This window comes from Isoptericola variabilis (assembly GCF_050311655.1).
GTDB lineage: Bacteria > Actinomycetota > Actinomycetes > Actinomycetales > Cellulomonadaceae > Isoptericola > Isoptericola variabilis.
In genome coordinates, this window is the sequence record NZ_JBNOZM010000002.1 from 308,568 (window position 1) to 328,073 (window position 19,506).

Sequence of the window (19,506 nt, forward strand, 5' to 3'; positions counted from 1 at the left end):
GTCCAGCGACACGCTCGGCCCCGGCCCGGGGTGCGGACGCCCGTCCGACGACGGCGACCGACGCCCTAGGCTGGGGCCATGCGCGTTCTGGTCTCCGGCGGCGCCGGCTACATCGGCTCCCACACGGTCCTGTCCCTCGTCGCCTCCGGGCACGACGTCGTCGTGGTGGACGACTTCTCGAACAGCAAGCCCACGGTGATGGGCCGCCTGGAGTCGCTGTCGGGGGCGCACGTGCCGGTGCACGCGATCGACCTCACGGACGCGGAGAAGACGGAGCGGCTGTTCGCGCACGAGCGGTTCGACGCCGTCGTGCACTTCGCGGGCTTCAAGGCCGTGGGGGAGTCGGTGGCCAAGCCGCTGGAGTACTACCGCAACAACCTCGACTCGACGCTGTCGCTGCTGGAGGCGATGCGCCGCCACGACGTGCCGCGCCTGGTGTTCTCCTCCTCGGCCACCGTGTACGGGGAGAAGGCGCCCGTGCCGTACCGGGAGGACTACGAGTACCTGTCCTCGTCGTCCCCGTACGGGCAGACGAAGGTGATGATCGAGCGCATCATGGCCGACGCCGCGGTCGCCGTCGGCGGGCTGAAGGTCGCGCTGCTGCGCTACTTCAACCCGGTGGGCGCGCACCCGTCCGGCCGGATCGGGGAGGACCCGCAGGGCATCCCGAACAACCTCATGCCGTTCCTGGCGCAGGTCGCGGTCGGCAAGCGGGACAAGCTCGTGATCTTCGGCGACGACTACCCGACCGCCGACGGCACGTGCGAGCGCGACTACCTGCACGTCGAGGACCTCGCCGCCGGGCACGTGGCCGCGCTGAACCACCTGGACGCGATGGCGGAGCCCGTGCGCGCCTTCAACCTCGGCACCGGCACCGGCACGTCCGTGCTGCAGATGCTGCACGCGTTCGAGCGGGCCGTGGGCCGCGAGCTGCCGTACGAGATCGGGCCGCGCCGCGCGGGCGACCTCGCCGCGTTCTGGGCCGACCCGACGCGCGCGGAGACCGAGCTGGGGTGGCGCGCCGTCAAGACGATCGACGACATGTGCGCGGACACCTGGCGCTGGCAGTCCGAGAACCCGCAGGGCTTCCCCGACGCCTGAGCCCGAGGCGGTCTAGGACGGCGCCGCCTGGGTCAGGAAGCTGCCGAGGATGTACCGCAGCTGGTCCAGGAACCGGATGCCCGTCGGCGTGAACGTGGCGGCCTCCTCGTCGCCGCACCGGGTGACCATCCCGGTCGACGGGCCCGGGAGCTGCGTGGTGGAGATGTTCGCGACCACCAGGGCGACCACTGCGACGAGCAGCGCGAGCCGCGCCCAGCGGGGGACCCGGCGCCAGACCGGCAGGACCATGAGGAACGTCGTCGCGATCAGCAGCGTGCCCGACCAGATCTTGCCACCGCCGAGCAGCACGACGCCGCACGCCCCGGTGACCCCGATCCCGGCCCACCCGGCGACTGCCTTGAGGGTGCTCATGCGCTGCCTCCATGTCGAGGGGACCGGGCCGTGGTGCCCGGCGGGGAGCCTCTCCGTCGACGCTCGCCCTGGGGCCACCCTGTCGACGCCGGCTGGCCCCGACCTGGTGCGAGCCTGAGAGGTTCGTGGGAATGGGGATGGGGCTCGGGGCGCCCCGGCGGCCCCTTGCGGGCCCCGGCGCGGCGGGCGAGGATGACCCCATGCCCGACGACGCGACGCAGCGCCCCCACCAGCGGTGGGACCCGGGGGCCCGGTACCGGCCGTCCGCGCTCGCGGGCCTGCCGTCCCTCGAGCCCGCGCCCGTCGCGCCGACCGTCGCCACGACCTGCCTCGCGGGGCGGCTGCGCCGGGGCCCGGTCGCCCGCACGGCCGTGTTCGACCGCGACCTGTGGCGGCCCGTGCAGCACGTGACCACGGGCCTGGTGCGCGTCGTCGGGCGCGCCCTGGGCCGCTGAGCGCCGGGCGCGCCTGGACGTGTCACGACGCGAGCTGGTCGTGCTCGGCACGGCGAGCATGGTGCCCACCCGCCACCGCAACCACAACGGGTACGTCCTGTTCTTCGACGACACCGCGATCCTGTTCGACCCGGGCGAGGGCACGCAGCGGCAGATGACGCTCGCGGGCGTCTCCGCCACCGACCTCACCCGCATCGCGATCACCCACCTGCACGGCGACCACTCCCTCGGCCTCGCCGGTGTGGCGCAGCGGCTGTCCGGGGACCAGGTGCGCCACACGGTGCCGATCTCCTTCCCCGCCTCCGGCGAGCCGTGGGTGCGCCACCTGCTCGACGCCAGCGCCTACGACCACCACGAGCGCGTCGCCCTGCAGCCCGTGGCGTTCCCGGCCGGGGCTCGCGTCGTGACCCTGCCGCGCGTCGACGGCGAGCGTGGCGCGGGCGGCGACGCGACCGGCGCACCGGTCCTCACCGCCCGCCCGCTGGACCACCGCGTCGACGCCGTCGGGTACCGCCTCGACGAGCCGGACGGCGTGTCCCTGGACCCGGCGGCGCTCGCGGCCGCGGGCGTCCCGTCCGGCCCGGCGGTGGGGCGGCTGCTGCGCGACGGCGTCCTCGTGCTCGACGACGGGCGCACCGTGCGCCGCGAGGCCGTGTCCGTGCCGCGGCCCGGGCAGTCGGTCGCGTTCGTCATGGACACCCGCCTGTGCGACGCGGTCCTCGCCCTCGCCGACGGCGTCGACCTGCTCGTCGTCGAGTCGACGTTCCTGCACCGCGACGCGGACCTCGCGGCCCGCTGGGCGCACCTCACGTGCCGGCAGGCCGCGATCGTCGCCGCCCGGGCCGGCGTGCGCCACCTCGTGCTCACGCACTTCTCCCAGCGCTACCGCGTGCCGGACGAGCTGCCCGACGAGTTCGAGCGCGAGGCGCGCGAGGTGTTCGACGGCGGGCTCACCGTCGCGGCCGACCTCGACCGCGTCCCGCTCCCGCCGCGCCGCCGCCCCTGAGCCGGCGGGGGCGCCCGCGACGACCTCGAGGAGGGGCTACAGGACGGCGGCCACGTCCACGTGCTCGAGCGAGTGCGCCTCGGCGACGCCCGCGTTGGTGACGCGGCCGTCGTGCACGTTGAGGCCGCGGGCGAGCACCGGGTCGCGGCGCAGCGCCTCGCGCCAGCCGTGGTCAGCGAGCGCCACGGCGTACGGCAGCGTCACGTTGGTCAGCGCGTACGTGGACGTGCGCGGCACCGCGCCGGGCATGTTCGCCACGCAGTAGAAGACCGTGTCGTGCACCCGGAACGTGGGGTCGGCGTGGGTGGTGGGGCGGGAGTCCTCGAAGCAGCCGCCCTGGTCGATCGCGATGTCCACGAGGACGGCGCCCGGACGCATGCGCGCCACCACGTCGTTCGGCACCAGCACGGGCGCCTTGGCGCCGGGGACCAGCACGGCCCCGATCACCAGGTCGGCCTCGAGCACGGCCTCGGTGAGGGTGAGCCGGTTCGAGGCGAGGGTCTGCACCCGGCCGCCGAGCTCGCGGTCGGCGGCCTTGAGCGCGTCCGCGCTGGTGTCCAGGAGGGTGACGCGCGCGCCCAGCCCGACCGCGATCCGGGCGGCGTTCATGCCCGAGACGCCTGCGCCGACGATCACCACGTGCCCGGCCGGCACGCCGGGTACCCCGCCGAGGAGGACGCCGCGCCCGCCCGCGGCCCGCAGCAGGGTGGCGGCCCCGACCTGCGGCGCGAGGCGCCCCGCGACCTCCGACATCGGGGCCAGCAGCGGCAGGCGCCCGTCGGGGGTCTGCACCGTCTCGTACGCGACGGCGGTCACGTCGCGGGCCAGCAGCTCCTCGGTGAGCGCCTTGTCGGCCGCGAGGTGCAGGTAGGTGAACAGCACCAGCCCCGGCCGCAGGCGGTGGTACTCCTGCGCGACCGGCTCCTTGACCTTCAGCACCGTCTCGGCGCCGGCCCACACCTCGTCCGCGTCGGCGACGACGTCCGCGCCGGCGGTGCGGAACTCGTCGTCCGTGATCGCGGACCCTGCGCCGGCGCCCGCCTCCACGACGACGTCGTGCCCCCGGGAGACCAGCTCGTGCACGCCGGCCGGCGTGATCGCCACCCGGTACTCGTGGTTCTTGACTTCCTTCGGGACGCCGATGCGCATGGTGAGTCCGCCTTCGTGGCTCGGCACCGGCCCCCGGCTCGTGGCAGGGGGACGGCGGGTGCGTGGCGCGGGGCGTGTGACCCCGCTCACGTCCCAGTCTGACGGGCGGATTCGGCGCTGCGCCACGAATCCGTACATCCTTCGGTAGATTGCCAGGATGTCGACACGACACCCGTCTCAGCCCGTGCCACGCCAGCCGCGCGCGAAGGATGTTCGATCCGGGGAGCGGCGCGGCCCGGACGTCCGCACGCAGGAGGTGCGACCGGCGGACGCCCGCCCGGACCCGTCGTGGGGCCTCGAACGACGCGGCCCGGCGCCGGCGCGGCTGGACGACGTCGACCAGCGGATCCTCGCGGCGCTCGCGGACGACGCACGCCTGCCGAACAACGCGCTCGCGGCGCGGGCGGGCGTCGCCCCGTCCACGTGCCTGACGCGGGTGCGCCAGCTGCGCGAGGGGGGCGTGATCCGCGGCTTCCACGCGGACGTCGACCCGGCGCGGACCGGGCACCCCCTGCAGGCGATGATCGCGGTGCAGATGCGCGGCGCGGCCCGCACCCGCCTCTCCGGCTACCTGCAGCGCCTCGCCGAGCTGCCCGGGGTGCTGAACGTGTTCCTGCTGGGCGGCGCGCACGACTTCTTCGTGCACGTGGCCGCCGCGGACTCCGACGCCCTCAACGAGTTCGTCATCGAGCACCTGTCGACCGACCCGGACGTGGCGCTCACGGAGACCAACCTCATCTTCCAGCACGCGCGGGCGAGCTGGTACTGACCCGTCAGCGGGCCGCGGACAACCAGCGCTGCAGCTCGATCCCGAGCGCGACGGGCGCGTCGAGCTGCACGAGGTGCCCGGCGCCCGGGAGCAGCCGCACGTCGGCGCCGGGGACGGCGTCCGCCAGCCGGCGTGCCCGGTCCGGCGGGATCCAGGTGTCCTCCTCGCCCCACAGCACGCGCACCGGGACGTCCAGGGTGCCGAGCAGCGGCTCGAGCTCCGCGGTGAACCGCTCGTCGGCCTGGGCGATCTGCCGGTAGAACGCGGCCTGGCCCGCCGCGTCCGTCCACGGTTCGACGAGCGCGGCCAGGTGCTCCTCGCGCAGCGGCCGGTGCGCCGCCGTGCGCACGTACGCCTCCAGGGCGCCCCGGTGCACGGCGGCTGGCGTGGCCGCGAAGGCGTCCGCGTGCTCGCGCACCAGGGCGAAGTACGGCGAGCCCCACGGGCGCAGCGCCACGACGTCCACGAGGCACAGCGACGCGTACCGGGCGCCGTGCAGCAGCGCGGCGCGCAGGCTCACCGCCCCGCCGTAGTCGTGCGCGACGACGTGCGGCAGCGGCGGCGAGCCGGTTTCTGCACCGTCGGCACCGTCGGTCCAGGTGGGCCGCCAGTGCGCCAGCAGGTCGGCGAAGAGCTCGCCCTGCGTGCCGAGGTCGACGTCGTGCGCGGGGTCCTTCGACGACGCCCCGTAGCCCGGCATGTCCCACAGGTGCACGGTGAACTCGGCCGCCAGGGCTCGCGCGTACGGCTCCCACAACCACGACGACCACGGCGTGCCGTGGCAGAACACCAGCGGCGGGCCGGAGCCGAACACGGTCCACGCGACGTCGCGGCCCCGCCACGCGAACCGCCGCTCCAGCAGGGGCGCCGTGCCCGTGTCACCCGTCGAGTCGGTCATCCAGCGAGGCTAGGCGGCGGGGCCGACAACGGCGCCCACCGGCCCCGCACTGCCCGCCGTGCCCGTGAGGTCGAGCGTGAAGAACACGCTGCAGGGGTCGGGGGAGTAGGAGCCGAACGGCCCGCAGGGCACGAAGCCGTGCCGCGCGTACAGGCGCCGCGCGGGCGCGAAGTACTCCTGCGGCCCCGTCTCGAGGCTCACCGCCGCGTACCCGCGCTCGCGGGCCAGCGCCACCAGCCGCTCCAGGACGGCGCTCGCGACGCCGCGCCCGCGCGCGGGACGGGCGGTGCGCATCGACTTCAGCTCGCCCCGCCCGGCGGACGTCGAGGTCGTCGGCTCCAGCTCGCTGAGCGCGCCGCAGCCGAGCAGGGTCCCGTCGTCGTCGCGCGCGGTCAGGAACGTCACGGAGGGCGCCAGCAGGCCGCTCAGGTCGAGGGCGTGGACGGACTCCGCGGGCGAGGTGGCGTGCATGTCGGCGAGGTGCTCGTCCAGCAGCGCGCGCACGTCGGCGGCGGTCGGGGACTCGGGGGCGATGATCACCCCCGCATCCTCGCGCCGGAGTGTTACGCGCACGTGTCCGGACCCTCCGGGCACTGGTCCAGGCACGTGTCCGCGCAGGTGTCAGCCCAGGTGGCCGGCCAGCAGCGCGTCCCCCAGCCGGGTGCGGGTGTGCAGCACGCGGTTGCCCTGCCGCTCGGAGGACACCAGGCCCGCCTCGCGCAGCACCGTCGCGTGCCGGCTCGCCGTCGCGGGCGTGAGGCCCAGCACGCGCGCCAGCTGAGTCGTCGTGCGGCTCGTGTCCAGCACCTCCAGGACGCGGGCCCGGGTCGGGCCGATGAGGTGCGCCACCTGCGCCCCGTCGTCGGGCGCGCCCGCCTCGTCGCCGCGGGCCACCCAGCCGGGCGCCGGGTCCACCGGGTACACCAGCACCGGGTCCAGGGCGTCGTCCGCGAGCACCACCGGCGCGAGCACGCAGAACACCGACGGGACCACCGTCAGAGGCCGCCCCCGCAACGGCAGCGACTGCGTCACCGGGTACCAGCCGGTCCACCGACCCTCGGTGCGCCGCAGCAACGGGTCGAAGCTGCCCATCAGCCCCTGCATCCCGCCGAGGCGCAGCGCCGCGTCCCGCGCGTCCTGGTCGGCCGCGAGCGCCGCCCGCGTCACCGGCGCGTACGGGGCGACCGCCAGCGCGTGATACCGGCACAGCGCGCCCGCGAGCCAGCGCATCGCCTCCGCCTCGCCGGAGGCGATGCGCCGCACCCACGACGGCGCCCCCGACGGGAACGTCATCGCCAGCTCCCGCGCGAGCCGCGCCCGGGGGGTGCCCGCCACCCGGTCGGCCGCCGCCTCGATGCCCTCCTCACGGCTGCCGTCGGGACGCGGCCCGGCGACCGGGGTCGGGGTGAGGAAGTCCGGGAAGTACGACGCGAAGGGCGCCAGCCGCGCGAGCGCGGCCACCGTCGTCGTGAGGCCCGCCTGCACGATCCGCGCACGCACCTGACGTCGCCACGGGTCGAACGCCAGGGCCGCCTGCCGGTTCTGCAGCAGGTGCAGGCTCAGCACGGTGTCCCACATCGGGTCCGGGCGCCCGGGCGCGCGCAGGCGCGTGAGGTCCTCCGCCGACAGGTCGATCGTGAGCACGGGCCACCACCTCGGGGTCCACTCGGGTCAACCCAGCGTCCACTGAGTGTCGGCCACCCACGCTAGTCGCCCCCGGCATCCCGCACCCGGGCTGGCGCCCACCTTGCACCCACGCGCAATGTCCGCCCCGCCGGTGTCCCCGCCCGGGGCCCGGCCCTCCGCCAGGGTGCACGACGACGCCGCACGACCGGCGCCAACGCCGTACCCGCCGCCCGTCCACCGACCGGTGGACCCCGAGCCCCCCCGACCGAGCCTCACGGCGAGGACGCGGGGACGACCAGGCTCGAGACCCCGGCGAAGCAGCACCCACCCGGCACCCACACCGCACCACAGCGGACCGCACCGAGGAGCACCCCATGGGCCTGCACGTCGACCCCACCGCCGTCTGCCTGCTGGTCGCCGTCGCGTTCGCCGCCGGCTGGCTCGACGCCGTCGTCGGCGGCGGAGGACTGGTGCAGGTGCCAGCCCTCATGCTGGTGCTGCCGTCCGTGCCGGTCGCGACCGTGCTCGGCACGAACAAGCTCGTCGCGATCACCGGCACCTCCGGCGCCGCCGTCACCTACGTGAGCCGCATCGGCCTCGACCGACGCCGGGCGCTCGCGGCCGCCGCCCTCGGCCTGCCCACCGCCGTCGTCGGCGCCGTCACCGCCTCCCACCTGCCGCGCGACGTCATCACCCTCGTCGTGGCGGCCACCCTCGTGGGCGTGGGGGTGTGGGCCGTGGTCGCACGCCCCGGCGCCGCGCCCTGCGCGGGGACACCCGCCCCGGCCCGCTGCACGCCCGCCCGGCGGACCACGCTCGTGCTCGCCGGGGGCGCGAGCGCCGTCGGCTTCTACAGCGGCGTGGTCGGCTCCGGCACGGGCGTGCTGCTCGTCGCCCTGTTCGTCACCGCGCTCGGCACCGACTTCCTGCGCGGGTCCGCGATGGCCAAGGTGGTGAGCATCGGCAGCGACCTCGGTGCCCTCGCCCTGTTCGGCGCGCTCGGGCATGTGCTGTGGCTGCTCGGCGCGGGGATGGCCGTCGCCAACGTCGCCGGCGGCATCGTCGGCGCCCGCACCGCCCTGTCCCGCGGCGGCGGGTTCGTGCGCGCCGTCCTGCTGCTCGTCGTCGTCGCCCTCGTCGCGAAGATCGCCCACGACCAGTGGCTCGCCGCCTGACGACCCCGGGGCCGACCGGCCGTGCCCCGTCGCGGGTCAGGGCGCGTGCACGGTGGGGTCGTCGCGCAGCACGTCCAGCAGCAGCGCCAGGACCGCGTCCGGCCGCTCCAGCACCGGCAGGTGCCCCGCCCAGTCCAGCAGGGACAGCTCCGCCCCCGGCACCGACGCCGCCACGTGCCGCGCGCACGCCCGCAGCGCGTCCATGTCGTGCGCCCCCTCGACGACGAACGTCGGCACGTGAATCCCCGCGAGGTCCACCTCCACTCCGTCCGGGCCCGGCTCGGGCAGGCCGGCGGCGCTCGCGGCCGCGTCGGCGGCGAGCTGCACGTCGAACGCACGGCGCTGCATGACGGCGAGCGCCGCCGCCGCGTCCGGCCCGGCCTCCGGGCCGAGCCAGGTCGTGACGTTGAGCCGCACCGCACCGTCGACGTCGCCCGCGGCCAGCAGGCGGCCCTCCTCGGCGTCGAACGCGTCGGACGTCTCCGTGTCGGGCACGCCGGGCGCGGCGGGGCACAGGAGCACGAGCTCGCGCACCCGGTCGGGGTGCGCGGTCGTGAGCTCGAGCGCGACCTTCCCGCCGAACGACGACCCCACGACGGCGGCGTCCGCGATCCCGAGCCCGTCGAGCAGGGCGACGACGTCGCCCGCGTTCGTGTACGGGCCGCCGTCCAGCGGCAGCGGGGAGTCCCCGAAGCCGCGCAGGTCCGGTCGCACCACGCGGAACGTGTGCGCGAGCGCGGGGGCGACGGCGTCCCACATGCGCCGGTCCGCCACCCCGGCGTGGAGCAGGACGACGGCGGGGGCGCCGGGGTCGCCGGCGACGTCGTGCGCGAGAGTCATGCGCACAGGCTAGACCGGGCGGTGCGGCCCGGCGGGCGAGCGCGGGCCCCCACGGCGAGTATCGGGGTGACGCCCCGGGAAGCACCGTGACCCGCAGGAGGTTGACCTGTCCGTGAAGCACCTCGGATTCCTGTCCTTCGGCCACTGGACGCCGCACCCGCAGTCCGCCACCCGCTCGGCGTCCGACGCCCTGCTGCAGTCGATCGACCTCGCCGTCGCGGCCGAGGAGCTCGGCGCCGACGGCGCGTACTTCCGCGTGCACCACTTCGCCCGCCAGCTCGCGTCCCCGTTCCCGCTGCTCGCCGCCGTCGGCGCGCGCACCAGCCGCATCGAGATCGGCACCGCCGTCATCGACATGCGCTACGAGAACCCCCTGTACATGGCGGAGGACGCCGGCGCCGCCGACCTCATCGCCGGCGGGAGGCTGCAGCTCGGCATCAGCCGCGGGTCACCCGAGCAGGTGATCGACGGGTTCCGCCACTTCGGGCACGAGCCTCAAGCGGGGGAGACCGACGCCGACATGGCCCGCCGGCACACCGCCCGCCTCCTCGAGGTGCTCGACGGCGAGGGCTTCGCCGAGCCGAACCCGCGGCCCATGTTCCCTAACCCGCCCGGCCTGCTCCGGGTCGAGCCGTACTCCGAAGGCCTGCGACAGCGGATCTGGTGGGGCGCCGGCACCCGCGCCACCGCCGAACAGGCCGCCGTCCAGGGGATGAACCTCATGAGCTCCACCCTGCTGTCCGAGGACACGGGCGTGCCGTTCCACCGCCTGCAGGCCGAGCAGATCCAGCGCTTCCGCGACGCGTGGGCCGCCGCCGGCCACGAGTGGGAGCCCCGGGTGTCCGTATCGCGCAGCATCTTCCCGATCACGGACGACCGCGACCGCGCCTACTTCGGCATGGAGACCGCCAGCACCGACCAGGTCGGCGTCCTCGAGGGCGTCCGCGCCCGGTTCGGCAAGACGTACGCCGGGGAGGTCGACGACGTCGTCGCGGACCTTGCCGAGGACGAGGCCGTCGCCGCCGCCGACACCCTCCTGCTGACCGTGCCCAACCAGCTCGGCGTCGAGTACAACGCGCACGTCATCGAGAACGTCGTCCGGCACGTCGCGCCCGCCCTCGGCTGGCGCTGACACTCAGCCCGCACCACCCGCGTCGCCCACGAGGCGCTCCACCACCGGGGGAGAGGTGCGGTAGTCGCCCCAGCGCGCCCACCGCACCACCACCCGCACCACCACGATCCCCGGGTCCACCAACGACGCCGCGAAGCGCGGGAACGCCTCCGCGTAGGCCTCCGCGCACCGGGCCCGGTCCACGCCCACCGGCACGTCCGCCACCCCCTCGACCTGCAACGTCGTCCCGTCCGCGCCGCCCACCACGACCGCCACCCGCGGGTCGCGCCGCAGGTTCGCCACCTTGCGCGACCCCTCCCGCGCGTCGAAGACCAGCTCGCCGCGCACCGTCACCGCGAGCGTCAGGTACGCCGCCTGGGGGCCACCGTCCGGGCCGAGCGTCGAGACCACCCCGTCGCCCACGCCGCGCACGTGCCCGACCACCCGCTCCAGCGCCCCACCCGACAGGCCCGACGTCGTCATGACCGCGACCCTAGCGGGCGTCACCCGCCCGGACCGGCGCCGCCGCGTCCACCACGCCCACCAGGGCGGCCACCGCCTGCCGCCGACCCACCACGTGCACCTGCGCCCACCCGCGGTACGGGGCGGACCCGCCGGACACCGCGACCAGGCCCGCACGCTGCGCCGCCCACCGCCGCCAGTGCCGCGCGAACGCCCGCGCCCGCACCACCCGGCCCCGCGCCTCCTGCCCGGACAACGCCTCGCCGCGCCCCACGTCCACCATCACCAGCACCGGACGCCACCCCGCCCGGCGCGCCAGGCACGCCCACCACCACCGCCGCGCCCGCGACGTCGCCGGGTCGTGCACCACGAGCACGCCCGCGCCGTCGTCTCCACTGCCGGCACTGCCGGCACCGTCCGCGCAGCCCACGCCGCACCCCGGGCCCGACAGCACCGCCCGCACCACCCCCGCCAGGTGCCGCACGTGCACCACCGGCCGGTACACCCCGTACGGGACCCCGCGCGGCACCCGCCCCCGCAGGTCACGCCGCGCCGCCTCGCTGTCCAGCACCCGAACCCCGGGACGACACCCCGCCACCCGCGCGAGCGCCGTGCTCTTGCCCGCCCCCGGCACACCGCCCACCAGCACGAACGTCCCCACCCCGGCCGAGCGCGCCGTCCCACGCTCCCGCACCACCGCCGTCATGCGGCGACCACACCCCTTCCTGCCGCGACCTCCACCGCCGTCCGGCGGGGCGCCCAGCGTGCCAGGCCCGCATGAGGGCCAGATGAGACCGTCCCGAAGACGGTGCCCGCCCGGTGGGACGATGCACGACATGGCCCGCACCACCCTCCTCGGCACCGACCTGCCCCTCGTCGCCGCCCCCATGGCCGGCGGCGCCACCACGCTCGGCCTCCTCGCCGCCACCACCGACGCCGGAGCCTTCGCCTTCCTCGCCGGCGGCTACCAGCAACCCGACACCCTCGCCGACCAGGTCCGCCGCGCCCACCGCCAGGACCGCCCGTTCGGCGTCAACCTCTTCGTCCCCGCGCCACCCTCAGCACCCCGCCCCGACCCCGCGGCGCTCGCGGCCTACGCACGGGAGATCGCTCCGGACGCCGCGGCACACGGTGTCGACCTCGACGCCCTGCTGCCCTCGGTCCCGGTCGACGACGACGACGGCTGGGCGGCGAAGGTCGACCTGCTGCTCCGCGACCCGGTGCCCGTCGTGTCGTGCACGTTCGGGCCGCCGCCCGCCGCCGACGTCGCGGCCCTGCGCGCGGCGGGCTCCGCCGTCCTCGTCACCGTCACGACCCCGCAGGAGGCCGCGGCCGCCGAGGAGCTCGGGGCCGACGGCCTCGTCGTGCAGGGCCCGCGGGCCGGCGGCCACAGCGGCACGTGGGACCCGGGTCGCACCGTCGTCGACGGCACGACCGAGGACGTGGTCGCGGCGGTCGTCGCGCGCACGAGCCTCCCGGTCGTGGCCGCCGGGGGAGTGGACGGCCCCGCCGCCGTCGCCCGGCTGCTGCGGGCCGGGGCGCAGGCGGTCGCCGTCGGCACGCTGCTGCTGCGCACCGACGAGGCCGGCACCTCCCCGACCCATCGGGGCGCCCTCGCCGACCCGCGGTACGGGGCGACGGCGATGACCCGCGCGTTCACCGGCCGCCCCGCCCGCGCGCTCGTCAACGGCTTCCTCACCCGGCACGACGGGCACGCCCCCGTCGCCTACCCGCAGGTGCACCACCTCACCCGCGAGCTGCGCCGCCGCGCGGCCGCCGCCGGGGACGCCGAACGGCTGCACCTGTGGGCCGGGACCGGGCACCGTCACGCCGCCACCGGTCCCGCGGCCGACGTCGTCCGCGCCCTCGCCGCCGACCTGTGACCCCCGCGCGCGGCACCGCCGCGACGCGGTGCCCGTTCGCTACGTTGCCGTCATGACCGCCACCTGGGACCCGCCGACCGTGCTGCGCGCCGCCGCCGAGTGGTCGTGGGTGCCTCCCGACGCGGAGTGCGTCGTCACGGACGTCACCCTCACCCGGTGGCCCGCCTGGGCGCAGGGCCGCGTCGTGCTCACCGGGCTCGCGTCCGAGCGCGCGCCCCAGGACGTCCTGCGCGACGCCGTCGAGCGAGCGCGCGGCTGGGGCAGCGACACCCTCGGCGTCTGGGTCTCGGGCAGCAGCACCCCCGACCTCACCGACCTGCTCCTCGACCGTGGCGCCCGGCTCGAGGACTCCGTGGACGTGCTCGCCCTCCCGGTCGATCGACTCGAGCCCGAGCCCCGCGAAGCACCGGCCCGCGACGGACGCCTCGTCGTGCGGCGCGTGACCGACGTGGCCGGGCTGCGCGACGCCGACCGCGTCGACACCGCGGTGTGGGACCAGCAGCCCCTGGACGACGACCGCCTCGCCGACGCCGCGCGCACCCTCCTGGCCGACGACAGCCGCGAGCTCCGCGTCGTGGCGTACCAGGACGGCGAGCCCGTGGCGTCCGCCGGCGTCACCCTCGCCCCGGCGCCCCGCCCCGACCTGGGCACCGTCGCACGGCTCTGGGGCGCGGGCACGATGCCCGACCGTCGCGGCCGCGGCGCCTACCGAGCCGTGCTCGAGGAGCGCCTGCGCCTGGCGGCCACCGCCGGCGCGTCGCTCGCCCTCGTCAAGGGCCGCGTCAGCACCTCCGCCCGCCTCCTGCGCCGCGCAGGGTTCGACCGGTACGGCGAGGAGCACTACTACCGGCTCACGCTCTGACTACCGGCTCACGTTCTGACGCGACGCCACGCGATGCCCTGACGCGCGGTGACCGGGACGACCCACGACTCGACGAGGAGGACGGACACGTGACAGGACCTTCGGCAGGACGCCTCGACGGCCGCGTGGCGCTGATCACCGGCGGCGCGCACGGGATCGGCGCGGCCACGGTACGACGCCTGCACGCGGAGGGCGCCACCGTCGTGGTCGCCGACCTCGACGAGGACGCCGCCCGACGCGCCGTCGCCGACCTCCCCGCCGGCGGGCCGCCCGCCTCCGCCGTCGCGTGCGACATCACCGACACGACGTCGGTCGAGGCCGCCGTCGCGACGACCCTCGAGCGGCACGACCGCCTCGACGTGCTCGTCGGCGTCGCGGGAGGCACCGGCGTCCACCCCGGCCTCCTGGACGGCATGGACGACGCCACCTGGGCCGCCGGCGTCGACCTCAACCTCGCCGGCCCCGCCCGCTGCGTCCGCGCCGCCGCCCCGCACCTGCCGCGCGGGGGAGCGATCGTGCTCGTCGGCTCCGTCAACGGCCTCCAGGCCTTCGGCGACGAGGACTACTCCGCCGCGAAGGCCGGGCTCGTCTCCCTCGCGCAGAACCTCGCGATACGGCTCGGCAGCAGGGGAGTGCGCATCAACGTCGTCGCCCCCGGCACCGTCCGCACCCGCTCCTGGGACCAACGTTCCGACCCCGACCGGCTCGCGACCCTCTACCCCCTCGGCCGCATCGGCGAGCCCGACGACGTCGCCGCCGCCATCGCGTTCCTCGCCTCCGACGACGCCGCCTGGATCACCGGCGTCACGCTGCCCGTCGACGGCGGCGTCCTCGCCGGACCGCTCGCCCGCTTCGAGTCCCTCGGAGGCGGGGAAGAACGCTGAACCGCGCCCGTCGGCCGTGCACGACGACCGACGGGCGCGTCCCCTCAGCGTCCCGGCCTGCCCGACCCGGGCACGTGCGGCCACCCCGGGTACCGGTGCCCGAACCCGAGCGGCAGCAGCACCTCGTCGCCCTCCGCCGTCGGCACCGCCACCGGGAGCCTGCCCAGGGTGTTGATGTCACCAGCGACCGCACGCACCACCGCCGCGTAGTTGACCACCCCGTACCCGTAACTGTTCAGCACCGCGTCCGCGCCCGGCAGCACGTTGACGTCGTACGGGTTGCGCGCCGCCACCACGATCAACGGCTTGCCCGTGTCGGCTAGCGCCTGCACCATCGCCTGCTGCGCCGCGTTGCCGCTCGCGTTGTACGACGTGAACACCACCGCGTCGGCGCTCGCGGCGGCCGCGACCGCCCGGGCCCGGTAGGCCGGCGACGGCGACGTGCCGTTCTCGAGCTCCGTGGTGACGTCGAACCCGCGGTCGGCGAGCCTCGGGGCGAGCCGCTCGGGCCACGCGGCGCCCGCGCCGACCACGAGCACGGAGTCCTCGCCCGGCCGCAGCGGCAGCGAACGGTCCTCGTTGCGCACCAGGGTCATGGAACGGTCCGCGATCGTCGCCGCCGTCGCGAGGTGCTCGGGGGAGCCCATGACGTCACCGACCTGCGCGGGGTCGGTGTAAGGGTCGGCGAGGATGCCCCGCTCCTCCTTCCACTCGAGGATGCGGGTCACGGACTCGTCGAGCCGCGCCTCGGTGATCGTCCCGTCGGCCACGGCCTGCTTCACGCCGGCGATCGAGGCGTCGACGTCGGGGGAGTTGAGCAGGATGTCGGAGCCGGCCTGGATCGCCATGACCGACATCTCCTCCTGCGACCAGTTGTCGGTCATCGCCTCCATGTCGAGCGCGTCGGTGGTGATGATGCCGTCGAAGCCCATCTCCTCCCGCAGGAGGCCGGTGAGGACCTTGGGGGAGAGGGTGCCGGGCAGGTCGGGGTCGATCGCGTCGACGACGATGTGCGCCGTCATGATCATGTCGATCCCCGCGTCGATCGCGGCCTGGAACGGCTGGAGGTGCTTCTCCAGGGTGGCCCGGTCGTAGGTGACCTCGGGCAGGCCGTAGTGCGAGTCCGTCTCGGTGTCGCCGTGGCCCGGGAAGTGCTTCGCGGTGGCGGCGACGTGCCGCTGGAGGCCCTCGATCTGCGCGACGCCGAGCTCGCTCACGGCGTCGGCGTCGGCGCCCATCGAGCGGATACCGATGACCGGGTTGTCGGGGTTGGTGTTGAGGTCGAGCACCGGGGCGAAGTCGACGTTGACGCCCATCGCCGCGAGCTCGGAGCCGAGGACGTCGCCCTGCGCCCGAGCGAGCCCGACGTCGAACGTGGCACCGAGGGCCATGTTGCCGGGCAATGCTGTGGCCGGCGGTCCGACGCGGGCCACGAGGCCGCCCTCCTGGTCGATCGTGACGGCCAGCGGGATGCCGGGGCCGTCGTCGGCCAGCGCAGCGTCCTGGAGCCCGTTGGACAGCCCGTTGACCTGCTGCGGGTTGGCGGTGTTGCCCGACCAGGCGAAGTAGAGCACGCCGCCGAGGTCGTACTTCTGCACGACCTGCGCCGGGGTGTCCACGCCGTAACGGGCCCGGTTGCTCGCCGCCATCGACGTGTCGTCGGCGGACGAGCCGTAGACGTGGGTCCACGTCATCTGGCCGATCTTCTGGTCGAGCGTCATCGCGTCGACCATCGCGCCGATGTCGGCGCTCGGGGTCCCGGCCGGAGTACTGGCCGGTGTGTGGACCGTGCCCGCCTGGGCGGGCGTCACGCTGGCGAGCAGCAGGCCCGCGCCCGCGACCGCCGCCGTGGCGCGCACCAGGCGCCTTGCTCCTGGATCCTTCACGAGGTCCTCCTCGGTGCGGACGGCGCGACGGTGCGAGACCGTGGGGACGTCGTTGTCCCGGTGCGCCTGTGCTGGACGCTAGAACCGCCCCGTGGTCACGTCAAGGGTTGCCACAGGCAGCCCTGCTTAGTGAAGGAAGTTTCATGGGATGCCCGGGCGGGCGACATGCCCGTCGTGTACGCGGCGCCCGCGGTTTCGCCCATCGGCTCGCGCGGCAGGGGAGCGGCGCCCTCTGACGCCGGGGCCCCCTCTATTTCGTATGGCGGAAAGACGATTCGGCTCGGGGCCGTCGAGCGAGAACGCGCCCGGTGCGGCCGTCGAAGCCTGGCCGGCAGAGATAGAGCTCAGGCCCGGAGGCAGCGCGTCCCGACGGCCCGTCGTCGCCACCGCGGACACCGACGGCGGTAGCGGCCCGGGGCGTCGTCGTGACAGCACCGCCCGACGCGGACACGCCCGGCGACACCCAGGGTGTCGTCGCTGAGAACGCCTGAATACGGAGATCCGGCCGGGCGGATCCAGCACTCCGGGTCGCTGTGCGGGCCTCTGTGGGTGAACCGATAATGCACATTATGTCATTACGTGCGGAACGGACGCCCTGAGGCCCCCTCCCTCACGAGGCAGCCCGGACGCTCGTCGTCGCACGCCTCGCAGCGGTCTGCGTGCGCCCCGTGGCTGCCCACAGCCCGCGCCGACGGAGTCTCCTCGACGGCGGCGTCCGACGCTGACCTGCCGCGGCCGACCTGACGCCGCCTGGCGAGGTCGGCGCGCCCGGCGTGCGACGTCGCGCGCATGCTGAGCTCGTGCGCGACGTCCTGGACGATCCGCCTCGGGCTCGCCGAGTCGCCTCGTGCGCCCGACGCGCTTCAGCACCAGCGACGCCTCGTGGGCCCGTGCCGCCTCTGGTGCACCCTGGACGCGACCGTCCGATCCCCCGGGACGGCCCTCCGTCCGCCACACCGGCGCGCCCGGCAACGCCGTCGAGGCCGCCAGTACGTGGCACGAACGTTCACCCGGATCGCCCGGCCGGCCCTGGCCAAGGGTGCCTGCTCGCGATAGGCTGATTCGGACATTAGGCCCAAACCATTGTGTATGGCACAACACAGTGGTCTCGCGCAGCACGGCGTGACGTCGCCCCTCGCTCGCCCCAGGGCTCCGCGCCGGCTGTCGGACGGCGTGGCTACCGTGAGCACCATGGCCACTCCCCCCGGCGGGCTCGAGTTCTGCGTCTTCCCCACCGCGATCGGGCACTGCGCTCTCGTGTGGCGGGAGCCGGGCGTCGTCGTGGGCTCCGCGCTCCCCCACGGCTCGCCGCAGAGCACGCGTGCCGCCGTCGCGCGCTGGTACCCGGAGGCCCGCGAGTCCACCCCGGGCGCCGACGTCGCCGCGGTCGTGGCCCAGGTCGCCGACCTGCTCGAGACGGGCACCGGCGACCTGTCCGGCGTCGACCTCGACCTGGCCGCCGTCCCCGCGTTCGACCGTCGGGTGTACGAGGTGGTGCGCGACATCCCCGCCGGCGCCACCCTGACCTACGGCGACGTGGCCGCACGGCTCGGAGCCCCGGGCGCGGCGCAGGCCGTCGGCCAGGCCCTCGGCCGCAACCCGTTCCCGCCGATCGTGCCCTGCCACCGCGTGCTCGCCGCGGGCCGTCAGGTCGGCGGGTTCTCCGCACGCGGCGGACGGCGCACCAAGCTGCGCATGCTCGAGGCCGAGGGCGTGCACCTCGAGCACCCCACCCTCTTCGACGTCTGACGGGTCCGGGCTGTCGGTGCGCGCGCCTACGCTGGGGCGGGCCGTGCGGCGGGCGTCGCCGCAGGTCACGTGCGTGCGGACGGTCCGCACCCGTTCGCATCAGACGCCATGGAGGACGTGATGGTCGCCCCGCCCCGGCTGGACCGCGTCGCCGTCGCGACCGCCGTCGACCGGTACCTGGCCTCGGTCCGGGTGGAGAGCGTGCGCGGCGTCCTCTCCCCCGCCACGGCGCGCAGCTACGAGCGCGACGTGCGGGAGTTCGCCGCCCTCGTCGGGGGCGACCGCGTGCTCGACGACGTCACGGGCGAGGACGTCGACGACGCGCTCGTGCGCTACCAGGCCAGCCCCGACGGCCGGTACAGCGACCCCGGCCGCAAGGGCGCTCCCGGGCGGTCGGTCGCCACGGTCAACCGGTTCCGACAGTCGGTGAGCCGGTTCTTCGCGCACGCCGCCCGGCAGTGCTGGGTCCAGGCGGACCCGATGCAGTGGGCCGCGCCGCCCGCCCGCTCCCGCGACCGGCTGCGGGTGGAGCGGACCGCGCTGTCGGCGTCGGCGGCGGGCGCCCTGCTGCAGGCGTCCGCGGTGCCCGACCGGCCCGCCACCGCGGCTGGCTCCGGGACGCGCGCCGCACGGTCGGACCAGGCGCTGGCGCTGCGTGACCGCCTGGTCGTCGCGCTGCTCCTCGTGCTCGGGCCCCGGGTGTCGGAGCTGGCGCGCGCCGACGTCGCGGACTTCACCCGCGAGCCGGAGGAGACGCGCTGGCGGATCGTCGGCAAGGGCGGGTCGATCCGGACGGTCGCGCTCTCCCCGCCCCTCGCCGCGGCGCTCGAGGACTACCTGCACGAGCTGCGACCCCGGCTCGCCGCGCGCCGGCCGGACGACCCGGACGCGCAGCGCGCCCTGCTCCTGACCTGGCGGGGGCGCCGTGTCGACACCCAGGCGGTGCGCGCCCTGCTCGCGCGCGCCGTCGAGCGGATGCCCGCCCCCTACCGCCGGCCGGCGACGCCGCACGCGCTGCGGCACACCACGGCCACGCTGCTGGTGGCCGAGGGGTGGGACGTCAAGGTGGTCGCGGAGCTGCTCGGGCACCGGTCCATCGCCACCACCGGCGTGTACCTCGACCGGATCGAGGGCGAGCTCGCGGCGGCCATCCGGTCGCACCCGCTCTCCGCCGGCCTCGCCGCACCGACGACGTCCGCGGCCGAGGCCCCGGCGACGGGTGACATCAGCGACGTACCCGACAGTTCGGCGCGCGGCGCGGACGCGCCCTGACTACGG

At 75.8% G+C, this 19,506-nt stretch carries 20 protein-coding genes; 11 read left to right on the forward strand and 9 right to left on the reverse strand.

The window, feature by feature from the left end; all coding sequences use genetic code 11:
• Window positions 1-78 precede the first annotated feature (78 nt).
• Window positions 79-1,101: a UDP-glucose 4-epimerase GalE gene (gene galE, locus ACQP60_RS05820; protein ID WP_429729286.1), complete on the forward strand. Its 1,023-nt coding sequence runs from the start codon at window positions 79-81 to the stop codon at window positions 1,099-1,101.
• Window positions 1,102-1,113: 12 nt separating this feature from the next.
• Here the strand turns inward: galE and ACQP60_RS05825 are convergent, their stop codons facing one another.
• Complete coding sequence (locus tag ACQP60_RS05825; protein ID WP_429729288.1) at window positions 1,114-1,473, reverse strand: hypothetical protein; 360 nt, start codon at window positions 1,471-1,473, stop codon at window positions 1,114-1,116.
• Between the two features lie 200 nt (window positions 1,474-1,673).
• Here ACQP60_RS05825 and ACQP60_RS05830 point away from each other — a divergent pair, with 200 nt between their 5' ends.
• Together ACQP60_RS05830 and ACQP60_RS05835 are read left to right on the forward strand one after the other, a co-directional pair.
• Window positions 1,674-1,928, forward strand: coding sequence for a hypothetical protein (locus tag ACQP60_RS05830; RefSeq protein WP_429729290.1), 255 nt, complete (start codon window positions 1,674-1,676; stop codon window positions 1,926-1,928).
• Window positions 1,929-1,947: 19 nt separating this feature from the next.
• The gene (locus ACQP60_RS05835) at window positions 1,948-2,934 is read left to right on the forward strand and encodes a ribonuclease Z (protein WP_429729292.1); all 987 of its coding nucleotides are present in this window, start codon (window positions 1,948-1,950) and stop codon (window positions 2,932-2,934) included.
• A gap of 36 nt (window positions 2,935-2,970) precedes the next feature.
• On the opposite strand, the gene ald is transcribed toward ACQP60_RS05835, so the two are convergent.
• On the reverse strand, window positions 2,971-4,083 hold the full coding sequence (gene ald / locus ACQP60_RS05840; RefSeq protein ID WP_429729294.1) for an alanine dehydrogenase: 1,113 nt from the start codon (window positions 4,081-4,083) through the stop codon (window positions 2,971-2,973).
• A gap of 157 nt (window positions 4,084-4,240) precedes the next feature.
• On the opposite strand from ald, the gene ACQP60_RS05845 reads away from it, so the two are divergent.
• On the forward strand, window positions 4,241-4,852 hold the full coding sequence (locus ACQP60_RS05845; protein ID WP_429729296.1) for an Lrp/AsnC family transcriptional regulator: 612 nt from the start codon (window positions 4,241-4,243) through the stop codon (window positions 4,850-4,852).
• Between the two features lie 4 nt (window positions 4,853-4,856).
• On the opposite strand, the gene ACQP60_RS05850 is transcribed toward ACQP60_RS05845, so the two are convergent.
• The 3 genes from ACQP60_RS05850 to ACQP60_RS05860 form a co-directional block, all read right to left on the reverse strand.
• Window positions 4,857-5,750 carry an alpha/beta fold hydrolase gene (locus ACQP60_RS05850; protein WP_429729298.1) on the reverse strand — a complete coding sequence of 298 codons (894 nt, stop codon included), beginning with the start codon at window positions 5,748-5,750 and terminating at the stop codon, window positions 4,857-4,859.
• A gap of 9 nt (window positions 5,751-5,759) precedes the next feature.
• Window positions 5,760-6,290 (reverse strand): GNAT family N-acetyltransferase, encoded by a 531-nt coding sequence (locus tag ACQP60_RS05855; protein WP_429729300.1) that lies wholly within the window; start codon window positions 6,288-6,290, stop codon window positions 5,760-5,762.
• A gap of 81 nt (window positions 6,291-6,371) precedes the next feature.
• A complete protein-coding gene (locus tag ACQP60_RS05860; RefSeq protein ID WP_429729302.1) occupies window positions 6,372-7,394 on the reverse strand; it encodes an ArsR/SmtB family transcription factor in 1,023 nt (340 codons plus the stop codon).
• Window positions 7,395-7,750: 356 nt separating this feature from the next.
• Here ACQP60_RS05860 and ACQP60_RS05865 point away from each other — a divergent pair, with 356 nt between their 5' ends.
• Complete coding sequence (locus ACQP60_RS05865) at window positions 7,751-8,551, forward strand: sulfite exporter TauE/SafE family protein (RefSeq protein ID WP_429729304.1); 801 nt, start codon at window positions 7,751-7,753, stop codon at window positions 8,549-8,551.
• 36 nt (window positions 8,552-8,587) lie between these two features.
• Here ACQP60_RS05865 and ACQP60_RS05870 read toward each other — a convergent pair whose 3' ends face one another.
• Window positions 8,588-9,391, reverse strand: a complete 804-nt coding sequence (locus ACQP60_RS05870) for an alpha/beta fold hydrolase (RefSeq protein ID WP_429729306.1) — start codon at window positions 9,389-9,391, stop codon at window positions 8,588-8,590.
• A gap of 112 nt (window positions 9,392-9,503) precedes the next feature.
• Between ACQP60_RS05870 and ACQP60_RS05875 the strand changes: the two genes are divergently transcribed.
• Window positions 9,504-10,523, forward strand: a complete 1,020-nt coding sequence (locus ACQP60_RS05875) for an LLM class flavin-dependent oxidoreductase (protein WP_429729308.1) — start codon at window positions 9,504-9,506, stop codon at window positions 10,521-10,523.
• Between the two features lie 3 nt (window positions 10,524-10,526).
• Here the strand turns inward: ACQP60_RS05875 and ACQP60_RS05880 are convergent, their stop codons facing one another.
• A complete protein-coding gene (locus tag ACQP60_RS05880; RefSeq protein WP_429729310.1) occupies window positions 10,527-10,985 on the reverse strand; it encodes a pyridoxamine 5'-phosphate oxidase family protein in 459 nt (152 codons plus the stop codon).
• Window positions 10,986-10,995: 10 nt separating this feature from the next.
• The gene (locus ACQP60_RS05885; protein WP_429729312.1) at window positions 10,996-11,670 is read right to left on the reverse strand and encodes an ATP-binding protein; all 675 of its coding nucleotides are present in this window, start codon (window positions 11,668-11,670) and stop codon (window positions 10,996-10,998) included.
• Between the two features lie 130 nt (window positions 11,671-11,800).
• Between ACQP60_RS05885 and ACQP60_RS05890 the strand changes: the two genes are divergently transcribed.
• The 3 genes from ACQP60_RS05890 to ACQP60_RS05900 all read left to right on the forward strand — a co-directional run bounded on the left by ACQP60_RS05890 (window position 11,801) and on the right by ACQP60_RS05900 (window position 14,593).
• A complete protein-coding gene (locus ACQP60_RS05890) occupies window positions 11,801-12,847 on the forward strand; it encodes a nitronate monooxygenase (RefSeq protein WP_429729314.1) in 1,047 nt (348 codons plus the stop codon).
• Between the two features lie 52 nt (window positions 12,848-12,899).
• Window positions 12,900-13,709: a GNAT family N-acetyltransferase gene (locus tag ACQP60_RS05895; protein WP_429729316.1), complete on the forward strand. Its 810-nt coding sequence runs from the start codon at window positions 12,900-12,902 to the stop codon at window positions 13,707-13,709.
• Window positions 13,710-13,798: 89 nt separating this feature from the next.
• Complete coding sequence (locus tag ACQP60_RS05900) at window positions 13,799-14,593, forward strand: SDR family NAD(P)-dependent oxidoreductase (protein ID WP_429729318.1); 795 nt, start codon at window positions 13,799-13,801, stop codon at window positions 14,591-14,593.
• A gap of 44 nt (window positions 14,594-14,637) precedes the next feature.
• Here the strand turns inward: ACQP60_RS05900 and ACQP60_RS05905 are convergent, their stop codons facing one another.
• Entirely contained in the window at window positions 14,638-16,479 is a 1,842-nt protein-coding gene (locus ACQP60_RS05905) for a glycoside hydrolase family 3 protein (protein ID WP_429729320.1), read from the reverse strand.
• Window positions 16,480-17,670: 1,191 nt separating this feature from the next.
• On the opposite strand from ACQP60_RS05905, the gene ACQP60_RS05910 reads away from it, so the two are divergent.
• Window positions 17,671-18,228 carry a methylated-DNA--[protein]-cysteine S-methyltransferase gene (locus ACQP60_RS05910; protein WP_429729322.1) on the forward strand — a complete coding sequence of 186 codons (558 nt, stop codon included), beginning with the start codon at window positions 17,671-17,673 and terminating at the stop codon, window positions 18,226-18,228.
• A gap of 108 nt (window positions 18,229-18,336) precedes the next feature.
• Window positions 18,337-19,500, forward strand: coding sequence for a tyrosine-type recombinase/integrase (locus ACQP60_RS05915; protein ID WP_429729324.1), 1,164 nt, complete (start codon window positions 18,337-18,339; stop codon window positions 19,498-19,500).
• The last annotated feature ends 6 nt before the right edge of the window (window positions 19,501-19,506 follow it).